Below are 20435 nucleotides of genomic sequence, written 5' to 3'. Positions count from 1 at the left end.
CAGTCTCCGGTGAACTGTCGGCGGCGCCGGCACACGTCACGACGACAGGGTAGCCGCTCCGAACACCGTCTTCGCCTTGTCGCAGTGCACGACCACGTCGGTGAAGTGCGAGACCATCGCGTCCTCGAGGTCGAAGGTCTGGGTCGCCTTGTCGAAGCCGACCTTGCCGAGCTCGGTGCCCTTGCTGACGGCTGCCTCGTCGGTGCCGTTGGTCAGGTAGAGATGCAGGTCCGGGCCCTCGTCGGAGGAGAAGCCGGTGAGCTTGACGGCATGCCCGCCGACGGTGACCTTGCCCTTCACCTGCTTGCCGTTGAGCCCGTGGAACGTGCCGTGGCCCATGGAGTCGGCCATCGCGGCGGCGGACGATGACATGCCGGACGACATCTCGGAGGACATGCCGGACGACACCGGGGAGGACATCGGGGAGGACATCGGGGAAGACATGTCGGACGACATACCCGACATGTCGCTGGGCATCGACGACGCGCCGGAGCCACCGCTGCCGCTGGACCCGCACGCGGCAAGGCTCACCGCTGCCGCGCTGAGTCCGATGGTGGTGAACAACTTCGAAGGCATGACTGCTCCCTGGATCGACGGGGTGAGCACGGCGGAGTGCGCCGGCTGGCGTTCTCGCTCAGCGAATCAGCCGCACCGTCAACACTTGCCGGTTGTTTCAGCTCCGTAAGGAAGCGCGGCGCACTCCCGCTCGTTGAGTACCGTCATGATCGTGAAGAGTGGGCCACGCGTGATGATCGTCGAGGACGACCCGACGGTCCGCGGCGTCGTCGGCGACTATCTGCGTGCAGGCGGGTATGCCGTGTCCTCCTTCAGCGACGGGTCGCGCGCCCGTGCTGCGCTCGCCACCGATCTGCCCGACGTGCTGATCGTCGACCGGATGCTCCCGGGCGTGAGTGGCGACGACCTGTGCCGCGACGTGCGGCGCCGATCCGACATCCCGGTCATCATGCTCACCGCCCTCGGGACGGTCGACCACCGGATCAGTGGGTTGGAGCACGGCGCGGACGACTACATCGCAAAACCCTTCTCCATGAAGGAGCTTCAGCTGCGGGTGAACGCGCAGCTGCGGCGGCATTCGCCGTCCTCGCCCGGAGCACCCTTCACCGTCGGCGCCTTCCGGATCGACCCCGGTCATCGTCGCGTATGGCGCGACAACAACGAGATCGCCTTGACCACAAGGGAATACGAGCTTCTGTTGTTCTGCGTGCAGCACCCCGACAAGGTGTTGACCCGCGACGACATCCTCGGCGAGGTGTGGGGATGGACCTTCGGCGACGCCTCCACCGTCACCGTGCACGTTCGGCGGCTGCGGGAGAAGATCGAGCCGGAGCCGCGGTACCCGGTCTATCTGCGGACCGAGTGGGGCGCCGGTTACCGCTTCACGCCATACGGAGGCAACTGACGTGCTCACCACTTCCGCGCTCGGTCTGATCGCGGTGACCACGGTCCTGTGCACCGCCGTGGTCACCGCCCTCGCGTTGGCGTTCTTGCGTTGGCGCAGAACGACTTCCGTCGCTTTCCAGGTCACCGTCATCGTCGCGGCCGCGGTGCTCTCGATCGTCGCGTCGGTGGTCGCCGTCGTGGTGGAGATGTTCGTCTCGACCCATGACCTGACCGTGCTGTGCTGGGTGGTCGGCATCTCGGCTGCGCTGAGCCTCGTGACCGCGTGGGTGACGACGCACCAGACCGTGACCCGGTCGGTCGGCTCGCTCGTGGAGTCGGCGCGCAGGATCGGCGACGGCGACGTCATACAGCCGGAGGCGCCGGGCTGGAAGGAGTTCAATGACCTCGACGCGCAGCTGGCGGAGACATCGGCCCGTCTCGCGGAGTCGCGGGCCGAGATCGACAAGCTGGACGCGGCCCGCCGGCAGTTCTTCGCCTGGATCTCACACGACCTGCGCACTCCGCTGGCCGGAATGCGTGCAATGACAGAGGCTTTGGCCGACGGAGTGGCGCCGGACCCGGATGCTTACCTGCGCACGATCCGCGCCAAGGTGGACACGCTGACGGCGATGGTCGACGACCTCTTCGAGCTGTCCACGCTGCAGAGCGGCACGTTGCGGATCGAGCGCGAGCTGGTCGTGCTGCTCGACCTGGTCTCGGACGCTGTGACCGACATACGGCCGGTGGCGGACGAACGCGGGATCTCCCTGGTGCACAACGGAGTAGCCGGTCACCTGCTGTGGGCCGACCCCCGCGAACTCACCCGTGCGATCAGCAATCTGCTCACCAACGGCGTGCGGCACGCACCCGAGAACTCAGAGATCCTCATCTTCGCGCACACCGGCGACCGCGAGCACCTCGTGCTGAGCATCCTGGACCACGGCAGCGGTGTCGCCGTGGAGGACCTGGGTCGGATGTTCGACGTCGGCTGGCGGGCGAACACCGCACGTACGACCGAAACCGGCACCGTCGGTGCCGGCCTGGGTCTGGCGATCGCCCGCGGCATCGTCGAGGCGCATGACGGCCGGATCAGCGCCGAACACGTGCCCGACGGCTTCCAGCTCAGCGTCACCCTCCCCACGCGCACAACGGGCGACCGTTGAGGGTTATGCGCGCAAATCGGCGCATACCCGCACACAACCCGCGACCGTTGAGGGTTATGCGCATCACCGTCACGTGGCATGTATGACGACAGGCCAGACAAAGCCCACCCGACGACAAGCGGACGCCCGCGAGACGACGATGCGTGGCTACCCGCCGCGTCGGGCTCGCATGCTCGCCCGACGTGGCGGGTAGCCACGAGGAGGAGTCGAGCAAAAAGGAGTTACGAGAAATCGAGCGCGAGCTCGTCCAGCGCTGGGGCGTCGACGGTCTCGGGCGGCGTTGCGGGCGCTTCGGTTTCGCTGTGTGCGCCGCAGCCGTGGTCGAGCGAGACGACCCGTCCGTCGGACGGTGACCACTCACCGGCGCAGACACCGAAGACCTGACGCAGGACGCCGGGCATCGGCACGAAGAAGCCGCAGGTGGAGCAGTGCGCCTTGGCCTGCTGTGCGACGTCGGCACGAGGGCCGGCGTCGCCGTCATACCACCGCTGGGCGGCCGCCTCGCGGCCCTCGGCGGACAGCACGCGCTTGCGGCCCAGACCCAGCTCGAAGATCGCGACCTGGTCGACGTCCTCCTCGCCGGTGGCCTCGAAGCCGGCCTCGAGGTAGGGGTCGTCCTCGACGTAGGGGCGCTCGTCGCCGGCGCCGATGTCGCCGGGGGCGAGGCGCTCGACATACGGGACCCAGTCGGGGGCGAGGACGGCCGCGTCGGTCGGCAGCAGGTTGGTCTCGCAGACGGTCGCGAACTTCTGCCGCGGAGCCCGCGCCACCGAGATGGCCCAATGCCAGCCGGCGTATCCGGCGGACGTGCACTCGAAGTAGTGCATCGCGAGCCGCTCACCCAACATCACGGCGCCGGCGTGCTCGCCGACCGTGCCGGGCTCGGCGATGCCGACCGCTGCCTCGTGTGCGAGATCGGTCGCCTCGAGCAGCACCTTGTCGGCCTTGGGCGCCTTGGGTGTCTTGGCCGCCTGCTTGGTCGCGGTCTTCTTCGCGGCGGTCTTCTTCGCAGTCTTGGCCGTCGTGCCGACGGACGTCTTGGTGGATGTCGGCATATCAGACCTCGAGATCGTCGGCGACGGCGCGCAGCACGGTGACGACCTTGGTCGCGTGGCGCTTGTCGGGGTAGCGGCCACGGCGCAAGCCGTTGCCCAGGTCGTCCAGCAACTTGATCAGGTCCTCGACGATGACCGCCATGTCGTCGGCCGGCTTGCGGTGTCGCGCAGCCAGCGACGGCGATGCGTCGCGCAGGGTGACACTGAGCGCCTGCGCGCCGCGGCGGCCCTCAGCGACCGAGTAGTCGATGCGAGTGCCGCTCTTGACCGACGTGGTGCCGGCGGGCAACGCACTGGAGGGCAGGAAGACGTCCTGCCCGTCGTCGCCGGAGACGAACCCGAAGCCCTTGTCCGAGTCGAAGAACTTGACCTTGCCGGAAGGCACGTGACACCTACTTGACTTGTTGCTTGACCTGTTGCGGGGATGTTGCGGGGATTTCGTGGCAGCAGCGCGCAGCGCGCGAGCGTGCGGCGCAAGATTAACCCGTGAGCGCCGATTCCATCGAATCGTTCGACTCGTTCCGTGGCCGAACCGAGGGAGCCGTCGAGGTCACTCCGACAACTCGTCCAACCTCGACACCAGCTCGTGCAGGTCGTCGACGATCAGGTCGGCGCCCGCTGCGCGCAACCCGTCGGCATCGGTCGGCCCGGTCGTGACACCGATACCGCGGACTCCCGCGGTCTGGGCGGCCTGCATGTCGCCGCTGTGGTCCCCGACGTATGCCGTGGCGCCATACTCACGCAACGGTTTCGCCTTGTCTGGTCCGAAGAGGTCGCCGACCACGACGTCCGGCGTGATCCCGACGTGTTCCAGCACCGCGCGGACGGCCGGAGGGTTCTTGGCGCTGACGACCAGCACCGTGCCGCCGGACTCGTGTATGGCGGCGACCAGGTCGTGCGCCCCCGGCAGCGGCACCGTCACCTCGACCGCCCTCACCAGGTAGTCGGCGCGGTAGTCGTCAGCGGCGGCCTGCAACTGCTCGTCGGGCAGGAAGAGCGCGAGATTGTCCAGCAGCGGCGCGCCGATCAGCGGCCACAACTCCTGCTCGGTGGCGGCGACACCGCGTGCCTCCAGCACACGTTGCATGCACTCGACGATCCCCTGACGGGAGTCGACGAGTGTCATGTCGAGGTCGAATCCGACGACGAGGCGCCCAGCGTCATACACGCCCCGCACGATATGTCAGCGCGTCCCCCACAGATCTCAGACCCTTCCCACCGCCAGTGACGGCTTCCTCGACGAATGACGGTGGTATGACGCCGTCTCTCGCCGAGGGAGCCGTCACTGGCGAAATATGTGTGGGGTCAGTTGTGGCTCCGGCGCGGAGCTCGGGCAGCGGTTACGGGCGGCGGTAGGGGTCGTTCGGATCGCCGGGCTTGTGGGGTGGCTGCTGCCCGCCATACCCCGGCGGCGGGCCGTACTGACCGGGCCAGCCGCCCGACGCCGCCATACGGGCTTGATTGCGTTCGCGACCGGAGTTGACCAGCTTGATGATCCCGACGACGAGGAGCACGACCCCGGCGAGGAAGGCGAGCACCCCGATGCCGATGCCGATGCCGAGCGGGACGAGCACGCGGCGCGCGATGTCGTTGGCCAGTTGTGAGGTGAGCACCTTGGTCCGGTGGCCCTCGCAGTCGATGGCGTAGTCACCGGGTCCGGACGACTGGAACGTCCCCGCGCGGGTGTATGCCGTGCCGCCCCAGTCCATGGACAACCGAGCCGTGCCCTGGTCGACGGTGATCGGCTGCCCGTCGGGGCCGTTGACGTCGCAGCTCGGCAACGGTTCGCCGGTCTCGTAGCGACCTTCGACCAGGATCGTCTGGTCCTGGTGGTCGCCGACGTGAGCGGTGCCGCCCGGCTCGATCCAGGCGGTGTCGTTGACCGTGCTCATGCCACCCGAGACGCCCTTCCAGATCCCGATGCCGGCGGCTGCCGGCGCGATCAGGAGCATCAGCACCGCGCCGACAATTGTCAGCACGAGCCCGCGACGTCTGGGCAACTGCATGGTCCTCTCCCCGGGGTGACGATGATGGGTGTCAGCAGACCACGCGACTCAGCGACGCGTCCACCTGCGTGCTCACATCATGCACCGACGGACCGGGCCGACTGGGCGTTCCACAGATCTGCGTAGCGGCCGCCGCGGGAGAGCAACTCCTCGTGGGTGCCGCGCTCGACGATGTGCCCGCCGTCAAGCACGACGATCAGGTCGGCGTCCTGGACCGTCGACAACCGGTGCGCGATGGTCAGCGTGGTCCGGCCACGGCTGACCTCGTCGAGTGCCTGCTGCACGGCACGCTCGGTGGTGTTGTCCAGCGCGCTGGTCGCCTCGTCGAGCACCAGGACAGCGGGGTCGCGAAGAATGGTGCGCGCCAACGCGATTCGCTGTTGCTCGCCGCCGGAGAAGCGGTGTCCGCGGGCGCCGACGAGCGTGTCGTAGCCGTCCGGGAGCGCCTCGATCAGGTCGTGCACCTGGGCGGCGCGGGCGGCGGCCTCGATCTGCTCGTCGGTCGCGTCCGGTCGTGCGTAGCGGAGGTTCTCGCGGATGGTCGTGTGCAGCAGGTAGCTCTGCTGGGAGACGACGCCGACCAGGTTGGCGACGTTCTGCAACGTCATGTCGCGCAGGTCGACGCCGTCGATGCGCACCGAACCGGCAGTCGGGTCGTGCAACCGCGAAACCAGCCCGGCGAGAGTGGATTTGCCCGATCCGGTGGCTCCGACGAGCGCGACCTGTTTGCCCGCCGGCAGCTCCAGGTCGATGTGGTCGAGGGCGTCGCGATCGGCGCCGTCATACCGGAAGGTGACGTCGGTGAGGCTGACATCGCCGACGGCGGTCGCCGGGTCCACGGGCGTGGGGTGCTCCGGGTCGTCGATGGTCACCGGCAGGTCGAGGTATTCGAAGACGCGGCTGAAGAGTGCCATCGACGTCACGACCTCGGCGCCGACGTTGAGCACGCCGAGCATCGGTCGGAACAGTGCCGACTGCAGGGCCGTGAACGCGACGAGCGTGCCGATCGTCATACCGCCGCTGGTGGCCGGCAGGCCCGCGGCGAGATAGATAAGAGCGGGTATGGCGGAGAAGACGATCGCCATGGTGCCCATCCGCCAGCGTCCGGCCATCTGCGACTGGAGCTCCAATTCGGTGAGTTCCGAAGAGGTTTCGCGGAATCGCCGGGACAGCTCGGGCCCTGACCCGACCGTCTTGGCGAGGATGACGCCGCTGATCGACAGCGACTCCTCGATCTGGGTCTGCATGTCGGCGAGCGCGCGTTGGGCGCGGGACTGGATGGTGCGCCGCAGCCGTGCGACCCGACGGGTCAGCCAGATGGCGGGCGGCAGCACGAGCAGACTGAGCAGCGACAGCCGCCATGAGAGGACGACCATCGCGGCGGCGGTGCCGACGGCGGTGGTGATGTTGGTGGCGATCGAGGTCGCGGAGTTGGTGACGACGCCCTGCATGGAGTTGACGTCGTTGGTCAGCCGGGACTGCACCTCACCGCCGCGGGTGCGGGTGAAGAAGCCGAGCGGCTGGCGTTGCAGGTGGGTGAAGAGCTCGGTGCGCAGACCGTGCATGACCTGCTGGCCGATGCGCGTGGACAGCCAGGTCTGTATGACGCCCAGCGCCTGCGTCACCACGGTGATGGCGAGCATGCCACCGACGAGCATCAGCAGGAGTCGCACGTCCTGGTGCGGGATCGCGTCGTCGATGAGGTGCTTGGTCAGGAACGGTGTGACCAGCCCGATGAGCGAGCTGATGACGATGATCGCGACGACGATCGTGAGTGGTCGTCGGTGTGGCCGGAAGAGTCCGGCCAGGCGCCGCAGCGGCACCGGGTGTTGCTCGAGTTGTGCGACGTCGGCGGCGCTCTTGCGGCGCGGCCCGCGGCCACCGTGGCCGCCGTGGCCCGGCTCGTCGGGTGCGCCGCGGCCGGGTCGGTTTGAGGGAGGACGAACGCCCGGAGCGCCGGGCAGCGTGGTGGTGACTGTCATAGGCAGCACCTGCCTTTCGGTCGAAGTCAATGGTGAGGTTACCTCACATTGCTGTAACCGCGATGATCGCCATACAATTCCCGTATGCAGAGTTCACGCCAAGCTGGTCGAGTAGCGGATGGAGGAGCGGAGCGGGGGAAGCCGCGTATCGAGACCTCGGACCCGACACAGCCGTCACTTTCCCAGCTGGTGCTGCACGCAGCGCGGGCGCTACGGCGCGCGAGCCGCAGCGAGTTGGAGCCGTTCGGGCTCACACCCAGTCAGTCCCGGGCACTCGGGGTGATCGACCGGCGCAGCCGACATGCCGAGCGCCCGCCGCGGCTGGGCGACATCGCCGGCCGACTGGACATCGCGCCGCGTTCTGCGACCGAAGTGGTGGACGCGCTGGAGAAGCGTGGCCTGGTGCGACGCTCCCCCGACCCGACCGACCGGCGCGCGGTGACGATCGCGCTGACCGACGACGGCAAGGCGCTGCGCCGGAGGATCGGGCAGGTGCGTGCCAAGAAGGGCGACGAGTTCTTCGGGCACCTGACCGAGGAGCAGCGCGAGACGCTGACCGAGTTGCTGCAGCAGGCTCTCGCGCCGCACGCCGGTTCGCACCGGCCGCCCCACCCCTGACCGAGCGGACACCATCAGCACTCAGCGGACACAAAAATTCGCCGCAAAGTGGCCGAATTCTGTGTCCGCTCAACATGTTCTGTGTCCGCTCGATCACCCGGCCCGACTACCGTCGACGTCGACGGCTGTCTTCCGAGTTCCGCTGCGTCCGCACCCGATGAACGCGAGTATGCCGAGCACGAAGCAGAACCCGGCCAAGGCGAAGAGAACCCTCTCGTTGGTCTTGCCGTGCCCTTCCTGGATATCGACCGCAGGGTGCCCACCGGCATCGTTCCGGACGGTGACGGTGCTGCCGTCGCAGGAGATGTAGTAGTTGCCCTCGCTCGTCGTGGTGAATTTGCCGTGTGCCTGGACAAAGGGATCACTGAAAGAGAAGTGGTCCGGCCCCGTCACCGTGCACCGCTGCATCCCGTCGTCGGCGGGAGCGTCCAAGTCGAACCTGACGGTGCGATGTGCCGCGAGCGGAATCGGCTGCCTCGCACTGAAACTGGCGTCCGTAGGCGAGTCCGTCATGCCGGACAGGTCGCCGATCGCCGGCGCGAGCATCGCGAGCACCAAGCCGACCATCAGGCACAGCACCCCGCCACAACCGAGCGCCAGCTGCTCGCCGTTCGACTCTGCCTTCCCGGTCGCCGGTTTTGCGGACTCCGCATCATTCGCCACGCCATCATCGGCATCTGGCTGCCCAGTCATCCGTTTTCCCCTGCCTGTTGCGAAGCCGTTGGCGCGCTTCTTTCAGGAGCGTGGACGTATCGAGAGGCGCGTGCCGTTCCGGTAGTGGGCACCCGACGACCCGACGCACTGGCGAATCAGAGCGAGGCGGCCCACTCAGCCGCAGTGGTGACAGTGGCCTGACGCGGAAAGACCTTCTCGGTGAGCACGCGGTGCACCTCCGGGTCGGGGTCACCACAGGCATCGGCGAGCACGGTCAGCCGGAAGTCGAGGTCGGCCGCCTGGCGGACCGTCGACAGCACGACCCCACTGGTCGAGATGCCGCCGAGCACGAGCGAGTCGATGCCCAACCCGCGCAGCAGCAGGTCGAGGTCGCTGCCCGCGAAGGCCGAGATGCGCTTCTTGAGGACGACGTGCTCGTGGTCGCGCACCTCGAAGCGGTCGATGATCTGGGTCGGCGACTGGTCGTGGTGCATGACGTCGCCGCGACTCGCGATCGCACCGAAGGCGAGGCTGATCGGCCTCCTCGCGCCCAACTCGCACAGCGGCCTGTGGTGGCTGGTCGCCGCGCGCGTCGTGCTCGGCCTCGGCACGTGCGCCGGATACCCCGCGGCGATGCACATGATCCGGGCGGAGGGCGAGCGGACCGGGCTTCAATCGCCGGCGGGCGTGCTGACGGCGCTGGCGGTCACCACCCAGACGGTCGCGGTCATCGGCCCGACCCTGGGCGGGCTGCTCGTCGGCGCATGGGGCTGGCGGGCGACGTTCGCGGTCAACCTGCCGCTCGGTCTGGCGAGCCTCATCCTCGGCTGGCTCTTCCTCCCCCGCACGACGGGGCTGGAGCCCGCGCCCGACGAGCGGCCACACATCGACTGGATCGGTGTCGCACTCTTCGCCGGAGCCATGCTCGGGCTGCTGATCTTCCTGCAGGACATAGCGATTAGGCTGCTCTGGCTGCTCGCCGCAGCAGTGGTCGCGGGCGGCGTGCTGATCTGGTGGGAGTTGCGCGAGGCCGAGCCGTTCATCGACATACGGGTGCTGATCGGCAACGGTCCGTTGCTGCTGACCTACCTGCGCGCGACGCTGACCGCGATCATCTCCTACACGTTCGTCTACGGCTTCACCCAATGGCTGGAGGACGGTCGCGGCCTCGGCGCCACGGCGGCCGGGCTGGTGCTGCTGCCGGTCTTCCTGTCCGGCATCGTGGTCGCGATCGCCTTCGGGCGACGCCCGGAGGTGCAGTGGAAGCTCGCGATCGGCTCGGTCGCGCAGGTGGTGGCCGGCGTGCTCGTGCTGCTGATGACCGGCAGTGCGCCGATCTGGTTCCTCGTGATCGGCATGATCGTGCTCGGGATCCCGCAGGGGCTGAACAACCTCGCCATCCAGAACACCCTCTATTTTCAGGCCGATCCGGAGCGCATCGCGTCGTCGTCCGGGCTGCTGCGGACGTTCATGTATCTCGGCGCCATCATCTCCAGCGTCGTCTACGGCAATGTGTATGGCGCCCGCGCCACCACCAGCGGGTTGCACGTCCTCGGCTGGGTCGTCATCGGCGTATCGGCGGTGTTCCTGCTGATCACCGTGAGCGACCGCACACTCGCCAAGATCGGTCGAGCCGGCGCTGCCGGTATGGCGAATCCGCAGGCGCAGCACGGAATTTCGGGCTGAACGCCGGCGGGTGCCGGTCGCGTCCAGTGTTGTTTAAGTCATTTTGACAAATAACTCTCAGGCGTTTTATTGTCATAGTGACTTCAAACAAGGAGATCGACATGGCACACATCGCCCGTTACCCCTTCGTCCGGCACCTGCGCGGGTCGGGCACCACCCACGTCGAGCAGATCCGCAACGGGAAGACCATCCGCTCGGGCGCAGGCGCGTCGTTCTGGTTCCGCCCGCTCAGCGCGGTCCTCAACGAAGTGCCGGTCGACGACCGCGAGCTGCCGCTGCTCTTCCACGCCCGCACCCGTGACTTCCAGGACGTCACGGTCCAGGCCACCGTGACCTACCGGGTGACCGACCCCTCGACTGCGGCCGGTCACATCGACTTCTCGATCGACCCCGAGTCGGGCGTATGGCGCAGCACCCCGCTCGACCAGGTGGCCGGACTGCTCACCGAGTCGGCCCAGCAGTACGCGATCGACCTGCTCGCCACCGCCGACCTCACCGCGGTGATGACGGGCGGTGTCGGTCCGGTCCGCACGGTCATCGCCGACGGGCTGCGCGGCGACGAGCGGCTGGTTGAGACGGGCATCGCAGTCGTGGGAGTGCGCGTTGTCGCCATACGCCCGGAGCCGGAGGTGGAGAAGGCGCTGCGGACCCCGACGCGTGAGCAGGTGCAGCAGGACGCGGACAAGGCGACCTTCGAGCGCCGCGCGGTCGCCGTCGAGCGTGAGCGCGCGATCGGCGAGAACGAACTGCAGACCAAGATCGAGCTGGCCCGCCGCGAGGAGGAACTCGTCGGCCAGCGTGGCGCGAACGCCCGCCGCGAGGCGCAGGAGGCGGCCGCCGCCGGCGACATCGCCGCCGAGGCAGAGGCGAGCCGGACCGTGAAACTCGCCGAGGCCCGTGCCGAGGATGCGCGGCTGACCGGCGCCGCGGCTGGCGAGGCGGAGGCCGCGCGTGTCGCGGCATACCGGGACGCGCCGGAGGCCGTGCTGCTCGCGATGTCGGTCAAGGAGCTCGCTGCCAACCTGCCGCAGATCGACACGTTGGTGCTGAGCCCCGACCTGCTCACCAAGGCGCTGGCGCAACTGGGCGGAGGCGCGAAATGAGCGCTCCCCGTGTGGTTTTCGTCCACCGTCGCACGGAGTATGACGAACTGCTCGCCACCCACGGCACGCGCGGGCAGGCGGCGTTCTTCCTGCGCAGCCGCGGCCGCGACATCGCCGAGCTGGAGGATCGGCATCGGCTGACCCAGGCTGCGCTGGAGGCGGCCGCGGCACAGGTCCCGGTGGACTGGCGTCGCGGCACGGTCGAGCGTGCGGATGTGTCGCGATTCCTCTTCGCGCCGGACGACGTGGTCGTGGTCGTCGGACAGGACGGGCTGGTCGCGAATGTCGCGAAATACCTTGAGGGACAACCGGTTATCGGCATCGACCCCGAGCCGGGACGCAACGCCGGAGTGCTGGTCACGCATGCCGCGCGAGACCTAGGCGAGCTGCTGCACGCCCGCGGCAGCATCACCGAGCGGACGATGGTCCGCGCAGCGCTCGACGACGGTCAACAGCTGCTCGCGCTGAACGAGATCTTCGTCGGCCACCCCAGCCACCAGACCGCCCGCTACGACCTGGTCGCGCCTGGCGCGCGGCCCGAGTCGCAGGCGTCGTCCGGCGTCATCGTGTCGACCGGCACGGGTGCCACCGGCTGGTGCCGGTCGATCGCCTTGGAGCGTCATACGGCGTTGGCGCTGCCTGCGCCATACGAGCCGAGACTGGTGTGGTTCGTGCGCGAGGCGTGGCCGTCGCCGGCGACCGGGGTCGGCCTGACCGAGGGCCAGCTGGACGGCAACCAGCTCGCGCTGACCGTCGCATCGGACCAGCTCGTCGCCTTCGGCGACGGCATCGAAGCGGACGCGCTGACCCTCAGCTGGGGTCAGACGGTTCGCATCGGTATGGCGGACCGCGCCCTGCGCCTGGTCAGCTGACGCCCCTGATTGACCGGCATACCCGATGATCGACCGGCATACGGATCAGGCCCGGATCGCTATGCCGGTCAATACGTGGGTATGCCGCTCAATCGACTCAAATCACCAGCAAGTTGCAGGTCCTCTGCAGTTCAGAGTAACTTGTACCTCCTCAGAACTACTCAGGAGATGCAGATGAAGACCGATGTCGAAGTCCTCACGGCCGCATTGGCGGCAGCGGCAAGCGCGTTCCTTGCGGCGCTCGGCGAGCCTTCGAAACAGAACAACCCGTCCACGACGATTTCGCCGACCGGCGCCCCGATTGACTACGACCCGCTCGTCGATACACCGCCCTATTCGTTCGACCCGAGCGGGACAGATATCGAGCAGAAGATGACATCCCTCATCTACCTCGGGTCCGTGGCACGGCTCAACGCCGAGAAGCAACGCGGCGCAACGACATCCGAGGTCACTCGATTTGCCAAGTCCGCCGGATACCCGGACGGCCGGGCGGTGAACGGCTGGAACTCCCGACCCAACAGCCCCCGTGTGATCGACAACAACGACGGATCACGCATCCTCAACGAGGCCGGGCACGCCTACATCCAGGAGCTCGCAGACGAACTGCGGATCTCCCTCGCCGGGAACATCACGCCGTTACCGACCGAATAGTCCGACTTGCGGCTGCCCGGCCGTCGTCCACACCCGTTCGAATCAGAAGTACCAGGGGAACGGCGACCAGTCGGGGTCGCGCTTCTCCAGGAACGAGTCGCGCCCCTCGACCGCTTCGTCGGTCATGTAGGCCAGCCGGGTCGCCTCGCCGGCGAAGACCTGTTGCCCCATCAGCCCGTCGTCGGTCAGGTTGAACGCGAATTTCAGCATCCGCTGCGCGGTCGGGCTCTTGCCGTTGATCTCGGCCGCGACCTGCAGCGCCTCGTCCTCCAGCTCCGCGTGGTCGGCCACGATGTTGACGGCGCCCATCCGCTGCATGGTCTCCGCGCCATACGACCGACCGAGGAAGAAGATCTCGCGCGCAAACTTCTGCCCCACCTGCTTGGCGAGGTATGCCGAGCCGTAGCCCGCGTCGAACGACCCGACGTCGGCGTCCGTTTGCTTGAAACGGGCGTGCTCGCGGCTCGCGATGGTCAGGTCGCACACGACATGCAATGAGTGCCCGCCGCCAGCAGCCCAGCCATTCACTACTGCCACAACGACTTTCGGCATGGTGCGGATCAGTCGTTGCACCTCCAGGATGTGCAGCCGGCCACCCTGCGCCTTGACCCGGGCAGCATCGACCGTGTCGGCGGTCTCGCCCTCGGCGTACTGATAGCCGGACCTGCCGCGGATCCGCTGGTCACCGCCGGAGCAGAACGCCCAGCCGCCGTCCTTCGCGCTCGGGCCGTTGCCGGTGAGCAGCACGACGCCGACGTCCGGCGTCATCCGCGCGTGGTCGAGCGCGCGGTAGAGCTCGTCGACCGTGTGCGGGCGGAACGCATTGCGCACCTCCGGGCGGTCGAACGCGATCCGCACCGTGCCCTGCTCCGGGCCGGGGCGCACGCACCGGTGGTAGGTGATGTCGGTGAAGTCGAACCCGGGCACGGCCTCCCAAGCACTGTCGTCGAAGATCTCGCTGATCTGGCGCTGCTCACTCACCCGGCCAAGGGTATGACTACCGTCGTATGCCGTGAGCGCCACACTGTCCCTTGCCGACCTCCTCGATTCGATGCATGTCGTCAGCATCCCGATGCAGGTGCGCTTCCGCGGCGTGATGCATCGCGAGATCGCATTGTTCTCAGGGCCTTCCGGCTGGGGCGAGTTCTCGCCCTTCCTGGAGTATGCCGCCCCCGAGGCGTCCCGCTGGCTCGGCGCTGCGATCGATGCAGCATGGGGTTCGTGGCCGGCGCCGGTGCGCTCGACCGTGCCGCTCAACGCCACTGTGCCCGCGGTCGGCGCGTCCGAAGTCGCCTCGGTGCTCGCCCGGTATGACAGCTGCCGCACAGCCAAGGTGAAGGTCGCCGAGCGAGGCCAGACGCTGACCGACGACGTCGACCGGGTCGCGGCGGTCCGGGACGTCATGGGCACCGACGCGTTCGTCAGAATCGACGCCAACGGTGGCTGGTCGGTGGACGACGCGATGTCGGCGATCGCGGCGCTCGCGCCATACGGCCTGGAGTATGTCGAGCAACCCTGCGCAACAGTTGAGGAACTCGTCGAGCTGCGGAAATGCCTGGCCCGCAACGGCATTGACGTCCGGATCGCCGCCGACGAGTCGATCCGCAAGGCGGAGGATCCGCTGCGGGTGGCACGCCTCGGTGCCGCGGATGTCGCCGTGGTCAAGGTCGCGCCACTCGGCGGCGTCTCCGCCGCGCTGCACATCGCGACCGAATCCGGCCTGCCCACAGTCGTTTCCAGCGCCATCGACTCATCCGTCGGCATTGCCGCGGGCGTTGCCCTCGCCGCTGCCCTGCCCAAGTTGCCGCACGCCTGCGGGCTCGGCACCCTGGAGCTGATGGCTGGCGACGTAGCGGCGGATCCCCTTGTGCCGCAGGGAGGTTCGCTCGCCATACGCCGTCCCGATCCGGACCCGGCACTGCTCGACCAACACCGCGCCGGCCCGGATCGCGAGCAGTGGTGGCGCGACCGAGTGACCGCCTGCCACAAGCTCCTCCCCCGCGAGTGACGGCTTGCTCGTCGAGTGACGGCGCGATACCGCCGTCACTCGGCGAGGAAGCCGTCACTCGCGAATATAAAAGCACTGTCGTAATTGCATAAGGGCTGTTACGTTTATCGGATGCCCACACCGGACCTGCTCAACAGCGCCTACTACCGCCCGCTCTTCAAGATGCTGCACGCGATGGATCAGGACATCGAGGCGGTCTACACCTCCCGCGGGCTGTCGGTGGGCAGCCGCACCGTCGGCCCGCTGATCGCGCTGTCCCAGCAGGGTCCGATGACGGTCAAGGAGCTCGCGATCGCCCGCGAGGTGTCCCACTCCGCCATGAGCCAGACCGTTGCCGGCCTCATCCGCGACGGACTGGTCCGCTCCGATCCCGGCGCCGATGCGCGCACCCGAGTCATCTCGCTGACACCTCAGGGTGCGGAGCTCATCCCGCTGGTGCGCGCGGAATGGCGCTCGACCGAGGAGGTCGTCCGCGCCCTCGACGAGGAGATCGGGCACCCGATCATGCGTGCGGTCGAGGAGCTCAACGCCGCCCTCGCGAAGAAGTCCTTCCGCGAGCGCCTCGAAGCCGCCGTCGAGGAGCATCTGCGAGCGGGCGATCCCCAATGAAGGTCCTCGCCGACATCACCCCGCTGCGCACCAGCCCGGCGTTCCGCAACCTGTGGCTGGGTGGCGCGGTCTCGGCCGTGGGCGGGCAGTTCAACTCCTTCGCCGCCATGTATGCCGTCTGGCATCTCACCGGATCGTCACTGATGGTCGGTCTGCTGGGTCTCGCGTCCGGCGTGCCGTTGATCGTCATCGCCCTGGTCGGCTCGATGTTCATCGACGGCGTCGACCGGGCCGCACTCGCCCGCCGCGCGACGATCGGCCAGTTGGTCACCAGCCTGCTGATGGCCTGGGCGGTCCTGCAGGAATGGGTGACCGTGCTCATCCTGCTCACCGCGGTCGCCGCCGGGCTCGGCGCGCTGACCGGCCCGGCCCGCCGAGCTCTCACCCCGTCGGTGGTGCGCAAGCACGAGCTGGCAGCGGCATACGCACTGACGTCGCTGGCCTTCCAGGTCTCGATGCTCATCGGCCCCGTCCTGGCCGCGCTGGTCGCGACGTGGTTGAGCCTGCCGATGTGCTTCGTCATCGACGCGGCCACGTTCCTGGTCGCACTCGCCGGCCTGCGCGGCCTGCACCGCCCTCCCGAGGACGCGTCCACCGACCGCGGGATCGGCGCAGCGATCGCCGGATTCCGTTTTGCAGCAAAGGAGCCCGTCGTTCGCGGGGCGCTGCTGTGCGATCTCTTCGCGACGCTGCTGGCGATGCCTTTCGCCCTCTTCCCCGCACTCAACTCCGACAACTTCGACGGCACCGCGCAGACCCTTGCGTGGTTCACCACGGCGGTCGCGGTCGGCGGCGTGGGCGCGTCCCTGCTCAGCGGGGTCATCACGCACCGGCACCGCCCCGGCCTGGTCATGGTCGTCTGCTCGGTCTCGTGGGGCGCCACGTTGGTCGCGGCGGGGGCATCCCAGCTGCTGCTGCTCACCCTCGGGATGCTCGCGCTCTCCGGCGCCGCGGACACCTGGGCGGTCACCAGTCGTACCACGCTGGTGCAGTCGGCGACGCCGGACCGCTTCCGCGGCCGGCTCAGCGCGCTGGAGCAGGTCGTCGGCATCGGCGGCCCCAACCTCGGCAACTTCCGCGCCGGCGCGGTCGGCAACGTCATCGGAGCCGGGCCGGCGATGTCCCTCGGCGGCATGACTTCCATCCTGGCCGTCCTCGGCATCCTCTCCACCGGGCGGGAGATGGGCACCTACACGCTCGCGACGGAGGACTCGGAGCCGGGCAGCGCCCATAAATCAGCGGTATGACGAGCCGCCTTCGCCATACAGTGACGCGCGTGGACTCCGAACAACTCGTGCCCTCCGCCCAACTCGACGCAACAGCCGCCGCCTGCAAGACCCTGATCGACACGCGGTTCCCCGACGACGAGGACCACGGCGCCGCAGCAATGCTGCTCGCGGACGGCACGATCCTCACCGGCACGGCGCCCGACGCATTCAACCCGTCGGTCGAGGTCTGCCACGAGATCGAGCCTTACGCCGGCGCGTTCCGCCTCGGCCAGCCGGTCGTCGCCTCGATCTGTCTGCACCGGCAGCCCGGGGGCCGCACGATCGTGCTCAGCCCCTGCGGCGTATGCCGCGAGCGTCTCGCCGTTCACGGCCCTCACGTGCAGGTGGCGGTCGCCGACCCGGCCGACCCGACGGTGATCGTCTGGAAACAGCTGGCCGATGTGCTGCCGGACTACTGGATGACCGCATTCCCGGACGAGGTCGACCCCGGCTGGAGCCGCTGAACGCTACTCGGCTGACGCCTCGTCGAGCGCCGCGAGCACGGTGCCGCAGACGCCGTCGCTGCCGGCGACGAGCAGCGGCCCTCGGGTGCTGGTCGGGTCGTATGGCGTGCCGTCGTCATACCGCGTGGTGCCGCTCGCCTCGGAGACCAGCAACGTGCCGGCCGCGTGGTCCCACGGCAACGCACTGTTGTAAAGCAAGTAGTCGCAGTCGCTTTCGGCCAGTTTCGGATAGTCGATGCCACAGCTGAGCCAGGTGAGTTCGAGCGGTGGGAGCGTCCCGACGGTGGTGCCGACGCGGGCCCGCTTGGAGGTGCGACCGCGCGGCTCACTCTCGCTGCGCGGTGTCGCCTCCAACCGTCGGTCGCCGCACCAGGCACCGGCACCGCGCTCGGCGACATACGCCCGCTTGTGCTCCGGCTGCCAGATCCAGCTGCGCACGACCTCGTGGGCGCGCATCTCGGCGACCATCACCGCGTAGTCCTCGGAGCCGTGCACGAAGTTGCGGGTGCCGTCGACCGGATCGATCGCGAACCAGTGATCGGCGCTCGCGGCCGCGTCCAACGCGGCGCGGTCCGCTGAGACCGCCTCCTCGCCGACCATCAGGGCATCGGGGTATGCCGCGCGCAGCGCGCGAGTGATCTCCACCTCGGACTCGCGGTCCGCCACCGTGACCAGGTCACCGGGGTTCTTCTCCATCACCTCGCCGTCGGCGAGGGCCCGGAATCGTGGCTGGACCACCGCCGCGGCGACGTCTTGTAGCAGGGTCAGGACATCGTCGGTCTCCACACGGCCCACTATGCCGGGTCTGGTGTCGGACGGCTCGCGAGGGCCAGCATTCAGACCGATCGGCGGATCAGGCGTCCTCCCGGATGAGCTTGTGCGCGGCGGCCTGGGCACGCGGGCGCACGACGAGCTGGTCGATGTTCACGTGCTCCGGGCAGGTGGCGGCGAAGGCGATGCAGTCCGCCACGTCCTCCTGGGTCAGCGGATTGCGCACTCCGGCATACACTTTCGCAGCCTTGTCGGCGTCGCCTCGGAAGCGCACCAGCGAGAACTCGTCGGACGCGACCAGCCCCGGGTCGATCTCGCAGACCCGGACCGGCTGCTCCACCAGCTCCAGCCGCAGCGACATCATCAGCATGTGCGCGGCCGCCTTGACGCCGCAGTAACCGGCGCCGCCCTCGTAGGCGACCATCCCCGCGACCGAGCCGACGGTGATGATCGCTCCGCGTCCCGCGATCAGCGCCGGCAGCAGTGCCTGGATGCACGCGGCGACGCCGAGCACGTTCGTGTCGTACATCGTGCGCCACTCGTCGAGGTTCGCGTCCGCAACCGTCTCGGTGCCGATCGCACCACCCGCGTTGGCCACCAGGACAGCGACCTCTCCCCCGGCCGCCGCGGCGAGCGCCGCCACGTCGTCGGCCTTGGTCACGTCGCAGGTCACCGCTCGGCCGTCGATCTCCGTCGCGAGCGCCTCGATGCGGTCGGCGCGGCGTGCCGCGCACACCACCTCGAACCCCTCCGACGCGAGCTTGCGCGCGGTGGCGCGGCCGATGCCGCTGCTTGCTCCGGTCACCACTGCGATCGGACGGGTCATCAGGCATCTCCTCGGTCTGCGGGCCGTGCTCACCGCGGGACCGCGGCGTCGCGATCTTCACGATAGAGCCGCACCGCGGCCACTTACCCTTGGAGGGTGCCCCGCCTGGAACCGTTTGCCGTCAGCGATCTCAACGACTACCGCACCGCACTCGCCGCGGCACTGGACGGCAGCGGCCCCGCCATCGCCCCGTATGCCGACGCTCCCGCCCCGGACATCGCTGCGGATGCCGCGCTCCCCGACGGTCTCGCACTCGTGGTCAGCACCTCCGGATCGACCGGTGTCCCCAAGCGAGCGATGCTGACCCGCGACGCGCTCGTCGCGAGCGCGGACGCTACCCACGAGCGGCTCGGCGGCCCCGGCCAGTGGCTGCTGCCGATGCCCGCGCAGCACATCGCCGGCACCCAGGTGCTGATCCGGAGCATTCGCGCAGCAACGACCCCGGTGACGATGAGAACTTTCACGGTTGACGGATTCGTCGCTGCCACAAGACAACTCGACCATGACCGGCGCTACACGGCGCTCGTCCCGACACAGCTGCACCGGCTGCTGGACGCCGGTGAAGAGGCTCGCGCAGCCGTCGCATCCTTCGACGGGATCCTGCTCGGCGGTGCTGCCTCAGACCCCCGGCTGCTGGCGGAAGCGCGCCGCATCGGCGCGACGGTCCTGACTACATACGGCTCGAGCGAGACCGCCGGCGGCTGTGTCTACAGCGGTCTCCCGTTGTCCGGCACCACTGTCGACATTGCCGATGATGGCCGGATCACGTTGTGCGGCAAGACAATTGGGTCTGGCTACCTCGGCCGCCCCGATCTGACCGCGGCCACGTTCGGCGTCCTCCCGGACGGCACTCGCACCTTCCGCACCGATGACCTCGGAGTATGGCGCGACGATCGACTCCAGGTCATCGGCCGCATCGACGACCTGATCAACACCGGCGGGATGAAGGTTGCACCGCGCATCGTCGAGTCGGCCGCGACAGGCGTCCCTGACGTGCTCGAGGCCGTGGCGCTCGGGCTGCCGGATGACGACTGGGGGCAAGCGGTCGGGCTCGCCATACGTGCTCGGAAGCCGCTCTCGTTGAACGCAGTTCGTGATCAACTGCGCGACCTGGTGCCGGCATACGCACTGCCGAAGCGGCTGCTGCTTATCGACGAGATCCCGTTGCGGGGGCCCGGCAAGCCGGACCGCGCGGCGCTCGCTGCGGCGTCGGGATGGCAGACTCTGGAGTCTCACCTGTCGGCCGAATGACGGCCAACCAGCCCATCGAAATTTCCATCGAAAGTCGCGAAGCACGC

General features: G+C 68.5%; 24 protein-coding genes. 13 read left to right on the top strand and 11 right to left on the bottom strand.

Features of this window, described 5'->3' with window-relative positions; genetic code table 11:
• Nucleotides 1-36: 36 nt before the first annotated feature.
• The gene (locus ACSZL9_RS14590; protein ID WP_446666231.1) at nucleotides 37-372 is read right to left on the bottom strand and encodes a DM13 domain-containing protein; all 336 of its coding nucleotides are present in this window, start codon (nucleotides 370-372) and stop codon (nucleotides 37-39) included.
• Here ACSZL9_RS14590 and ACSZL9_RS14585 point away from each other — a divergent pair.
• From ACSZL9_RS14585 to ACSZL9_RS14575, 3 genes are read left to right on the top strand one after another with little or no spacing between them, the layout of a single operon-like run.
• A complete protein-coding gene (locus ACSZL9_RS14585) occupies nucleotides 371-685 on the top strand; it encodes a hypothetical protein (RefSeq protein ID WP_446666230.1) in 315 nt (104 codons plus the stop codon). The genes ACSZL9_RS14590 and ACSZL9_RS14585 overlap by 2 nt on opposite strands.
• A gap of 36 nt (nucleotides 686-721) precedes the next feature.
• Nucleotides 722-1420: a response regulator transcription factor gene (locus ACSZL9_RS14580; protein WP_446666229.1), complete on the top strand. Its 699-nt coding sequence runs from the start codon at nucleotides 722-724 to the stop codon at nucleotides 1418-1420.
• A gap of 1 nt (nucleotide 1421) precedes the next feature.
• The gene (locus tag ACSZL9_RS14575) at nucleotides 1422-2564 is read left to right on the top strand and encodes a sensor histidine kinase (protein WP_446666228.1); all 1143 of its coding nucleotides are present in this window, start codon (nucleotides 1422-1424) and stop codon (nucleotides 2562-2564) included.
• Nucleotides 2565-2785: 221 nt separating this feature from the next.
• On the opposite strand, the gene ACSZL9_RS14570 is transcribed toward ACSZL9_RS14575, so the two are convergent.
• The 5 genes from ACSZL9_RS14570 to ACSZL9_RS14550 form a co-directional block, all read right to left on the bottom strand.
• A complete protein-coding gene (locus ACSZL9_RS14570; RefSeq protein ID WP_446666227.1) occupies nucleotides 2786-3619 on the bottom strand; it encodes a DUF3027 domain-containing protein in 834 nt (277 codons plus the stop codon).
• A 1-nt stretch (nucleotide 3620) separates the two neighbouring features.
• Nucleotides 3621-4004, bottom strand: a complete 384-nt coding sequence (locus ACSZL9_RS14565; RefSeq protein WP_446666226.1) for a cold-shock protein — start codon at nucleotides 4002-4004, stop codon at nucleotides 3621-3623.
• Between the two features lie 165 nt (nucleotides 4005-4169).
• A complete protein-coding gene (locus tag ACSZL9_RS14560) occupies nucleotides 4170-4787 on the bottom strand; it encodes an HAD family hydrolase (protein WP_446666225.1) in 618 nt (205 codons plus the stop codon).
• Nucleotides 4788-4959: 172 nt separating this feature from the next.
• A complete protein-coding gene (locus ACSZL9_RS14555; protein WP_446666224.1) occupies nucleotides 4960-5625 on the bottom strand; it encodes a hypothetical protein in 666 nt (221 codons plus the stop codon).
• Nucleotides 5626-5702: 77 nt separating this feature from the next.
• Entirely contained in the window at nucleotides 5703-7607 is a 1905-nt protein-coding gene (locus ACSZL9_RS14550) for an ABC transporter ATP-binding protein (protein WP_446666223.1), read from the bottom strand.
• Nucleotides 7608-7691: 84 nt separating this feature from the next.
• On the opposite strand from ACSZL9_RS14550, the gene ACSZL9_RS14545 reads away from it, so the two are divergent.
• Nucleotides 7692-8225 carry a MarR family winged helix-turn-helix transcriptional regulator gene (locus ACSZL9_RS14545; protein ID WP_446666222.1) on the top strand — a complete coding sequence of 178 codons (534 nt, stop codon included), beginning with the start codon at nucleotides 7692-7694 and terminating at the stop codon, nucleotides 8223-8225.
• 93 nt (nucleotides 8226-8318) lie between these two features.
• On the opposite strand, the gene ACSZL9_RS14540 is transcribed toward ACSZL9_RS14545, so the two are convergent.
• Together ACSZL9_RS14540 and ACSZL9_RS14535 are read right to left on the bottom strand one after the other, a co-directional pair.
• Nucleotides 8319-8918: a hypothetical protein gene (locus ACSZL9_RS14540; RefSeq protein ID WP_446666221.1), complete on the bottom strand. Its 600-nt coding sequence runs from the start codon at nucleotides 8916-8918 to the stop codon at nucleotides 8319-8321.
• 116 nt (nucleotides 8919-9034) lie between these two features.
• Nucleotides 9035-9373 carry a cysteine hydrolase family protein gene (locus tag ACSZL9_RS14535; RefSeq protein WP_446666220.1) on the bottom strand — a complete coding sequence of 113 codons (339 nt, stop codon included), beginning with the start codon at nucleotides 9371-9373 and terminating at the stop codon, nucleotides 9035-9037.
• Here ACSZL9_RS14535 and ACSZL9_RS14530 point away from each other — a divergent pair.
• The 4 genes from ACSZL9_RS14530 to ACSZL9_RS14515 all read left to right on the top strand — a co-directional run bounded on the left by ACSZL9_RS14530 (nucleotide 9372) and on the right by ACSZL9_RS14515 (nucleotide 13191).
• The gene (locus ACSZL9_RS14530; protein ID WP_446666219.1) at nucleotides 9372-10565 is read left to right on the top strand and encodes an MFS transporter; all 1194 of its coding nucleotides are present in this window, start codon (nucleotides 9372-9374) and stop codon (nucleotides 10563-10565) included. The genes ACSZL9_RS14535 and ACSZL9_RS14530 overlap by 2 nt on opposite strands.
• A 101-nt stretch (nucleotides 10566-10666) precedes the next feature.
• Complete coding sequence (locus ACSZL9_RS14525; RefSeq protein WP_446666218.1) at nucleotides 10667-11668, top strand: SPFH domain-containing protein; 1002 nt, start codon at nucleotides 10667-10669, stop codon at nucleotides 11666-11668.
• Complete coding sequence (locus ACSZL9_RS14520) at nucleotides 11665-12540, top strand: hypothetical protein (RefSeq protein WP_446666217.1); 876 nt, start codon at nucleotides 11665-11667, stop codon at nucleotides 12538-12540. Before ACSZL9_RS14525 ends, ACSZL9_RS14520 begins: the two co-directional genes overlap by 4 nt.
• A 174-nt stretch (nucleotides 12541-12714) precedes the next feature.
• Nucleotides 12715-13191 (top strand): hypothetical protein, encoded by a 477-nt coding sequence (locus tag ACSZL9_RS14515; protein WP_446666216.1) that lies wholly within the window; start codon nucleotides 12715-12717, stop codon nucleotides 13189-13191.
• 42 nt (nucleotides 13192-13233) lie between these two features.
• Here ACSZL9_RS14515 and ACSZL9_RS14510 read toward each other — a convergent pair whose 3' ends face one another.
• A complete protein-coding gene (locus ACSZL9_RS14510; RefSeq protein WP_446666215.1) occupies nucleotides 13234-14172 on the bottom strand; it encodes a 1,4-dihydroxy-2-naphthoyl-CoA synthase in 939 nt (312 codons plus the stop codon).
• A gap of 31 nt (nucleotides 14173-14203) precedes the next feature.
• Between ACSZL9_RS14510 and ACSZL9_RS14505 the strand changes: the two genes are divergently transcribed.
• The 4 genes from ACSZL9_RS14505 to ACSZL9_RS14490 all read left to right on the top strand — a co-directional run bounded on the left by ACSZL9_RS14505 (nucleotide 14204) and on the right by ACSZL9_RS14490 (nucleotide 17540).
• On the top strand, nucleotides 14204-15199 hold the full coding sequence (locus tag ACSZL9_RS14505) for an o-succinylbenzoate synthase (protein WP_446666214.1): 996 nt from the start codon (nucleotides 14204-14206) through the stop codon (nucleotides 15197-15199).
• Between the two features lie 111 nt (nucleotides 15200-15310).
• Nucleotides 15311-15808, top strand: coding sequence for a MarR family winged helix-turn-helix transcriptional regulator (locus ACSZL9_RS14500; protein WP_446666213.1), 498 nt, complete (start codon nucleotides 15311-15313; stop codon nucleotides 15806-15808).
• Nucleotides 15805-17055, top strand: coding sequence for an MFS transporter (locus ACSZL9_RS14495; RefSeq protein WP_446666212.1), 1251 nt, complete (start codon nucleotides 15805-15807; stop codon nucleotides 17053-17055). Before ACSZL9_RS14500 ends, ACSZL9_RS14495 begins: the two co-directional genes overlap by 4 nt.
• Nucleotides 17056-17084: 29 nt before the next feature.
• Complete coding sequence (locus ACSZL9_RS14490; RefSeq protein WP_446666211.1) at nucleotides 17085-17540, top strand: cytidine deaminase; 456 nt, start codon at nucleotides 17085-17087, stop codon at nucleotides 17538-17540.
• 3 nt (nucleotides 17541-17543) lie between these two features.
• On the opposite strand, the gene ACSZL9_RS14485 is transcribed toward ACSZL9_RS14490, so the two are convergent.
• Nucleotides 17544-18326 (bottom strand): inositol monophosphatase family protein, encoded by a 783-nt coding sequence (locus ACSZL9_RS14485; protein WP_446666210.1) that lies wholly within the window; start codon nucleotides 18324-18326, stop codon nucleotides 17544-17546.
• A 67-nt stretch (nucleotides 18327-18393) separates the two neighbouring features.
• Nucleotides 18394-19137, bottom strand: coding sequence for an SDR family NAD(P)-dependent oxidoreductase (locus tag ACSZL9_RS14480; RefSeq protein WP_446666209.1), 744 nt, complete (start codon nucleotides 19135-19137; stop codon nucleotides 18394-18396).
• A 96-nt stretch (nucleotides 19138-19233) separates the two neighbouring features.
• On the opposite strand from ACSZL9_RS14480, the gene ACSZL9_RS14475 reads away from it, so the two are divergent.
• The gene (locus ACSZL9_RS14475) at nucleotides 19234-20388 is read left to right on the top strand and encodes an AMP-binding protein (protein WP_446666208.1); all 1155 of its coding nucleotides are present in this window, start codon (nucleotides 19234-19236) and stop codon (nucleotides 20386-20388) included.
• The last annotated feature ends 47 nt before the right edge of the window (nucleotides 20389-20435 follow it).

The sequence above is a fragment of the Flexivirga sp. B27 genome (genome assembly GCF_052905685.1).
This window is presented reverse-complemented; position numbering and strand designations above follow the sequence as displayed.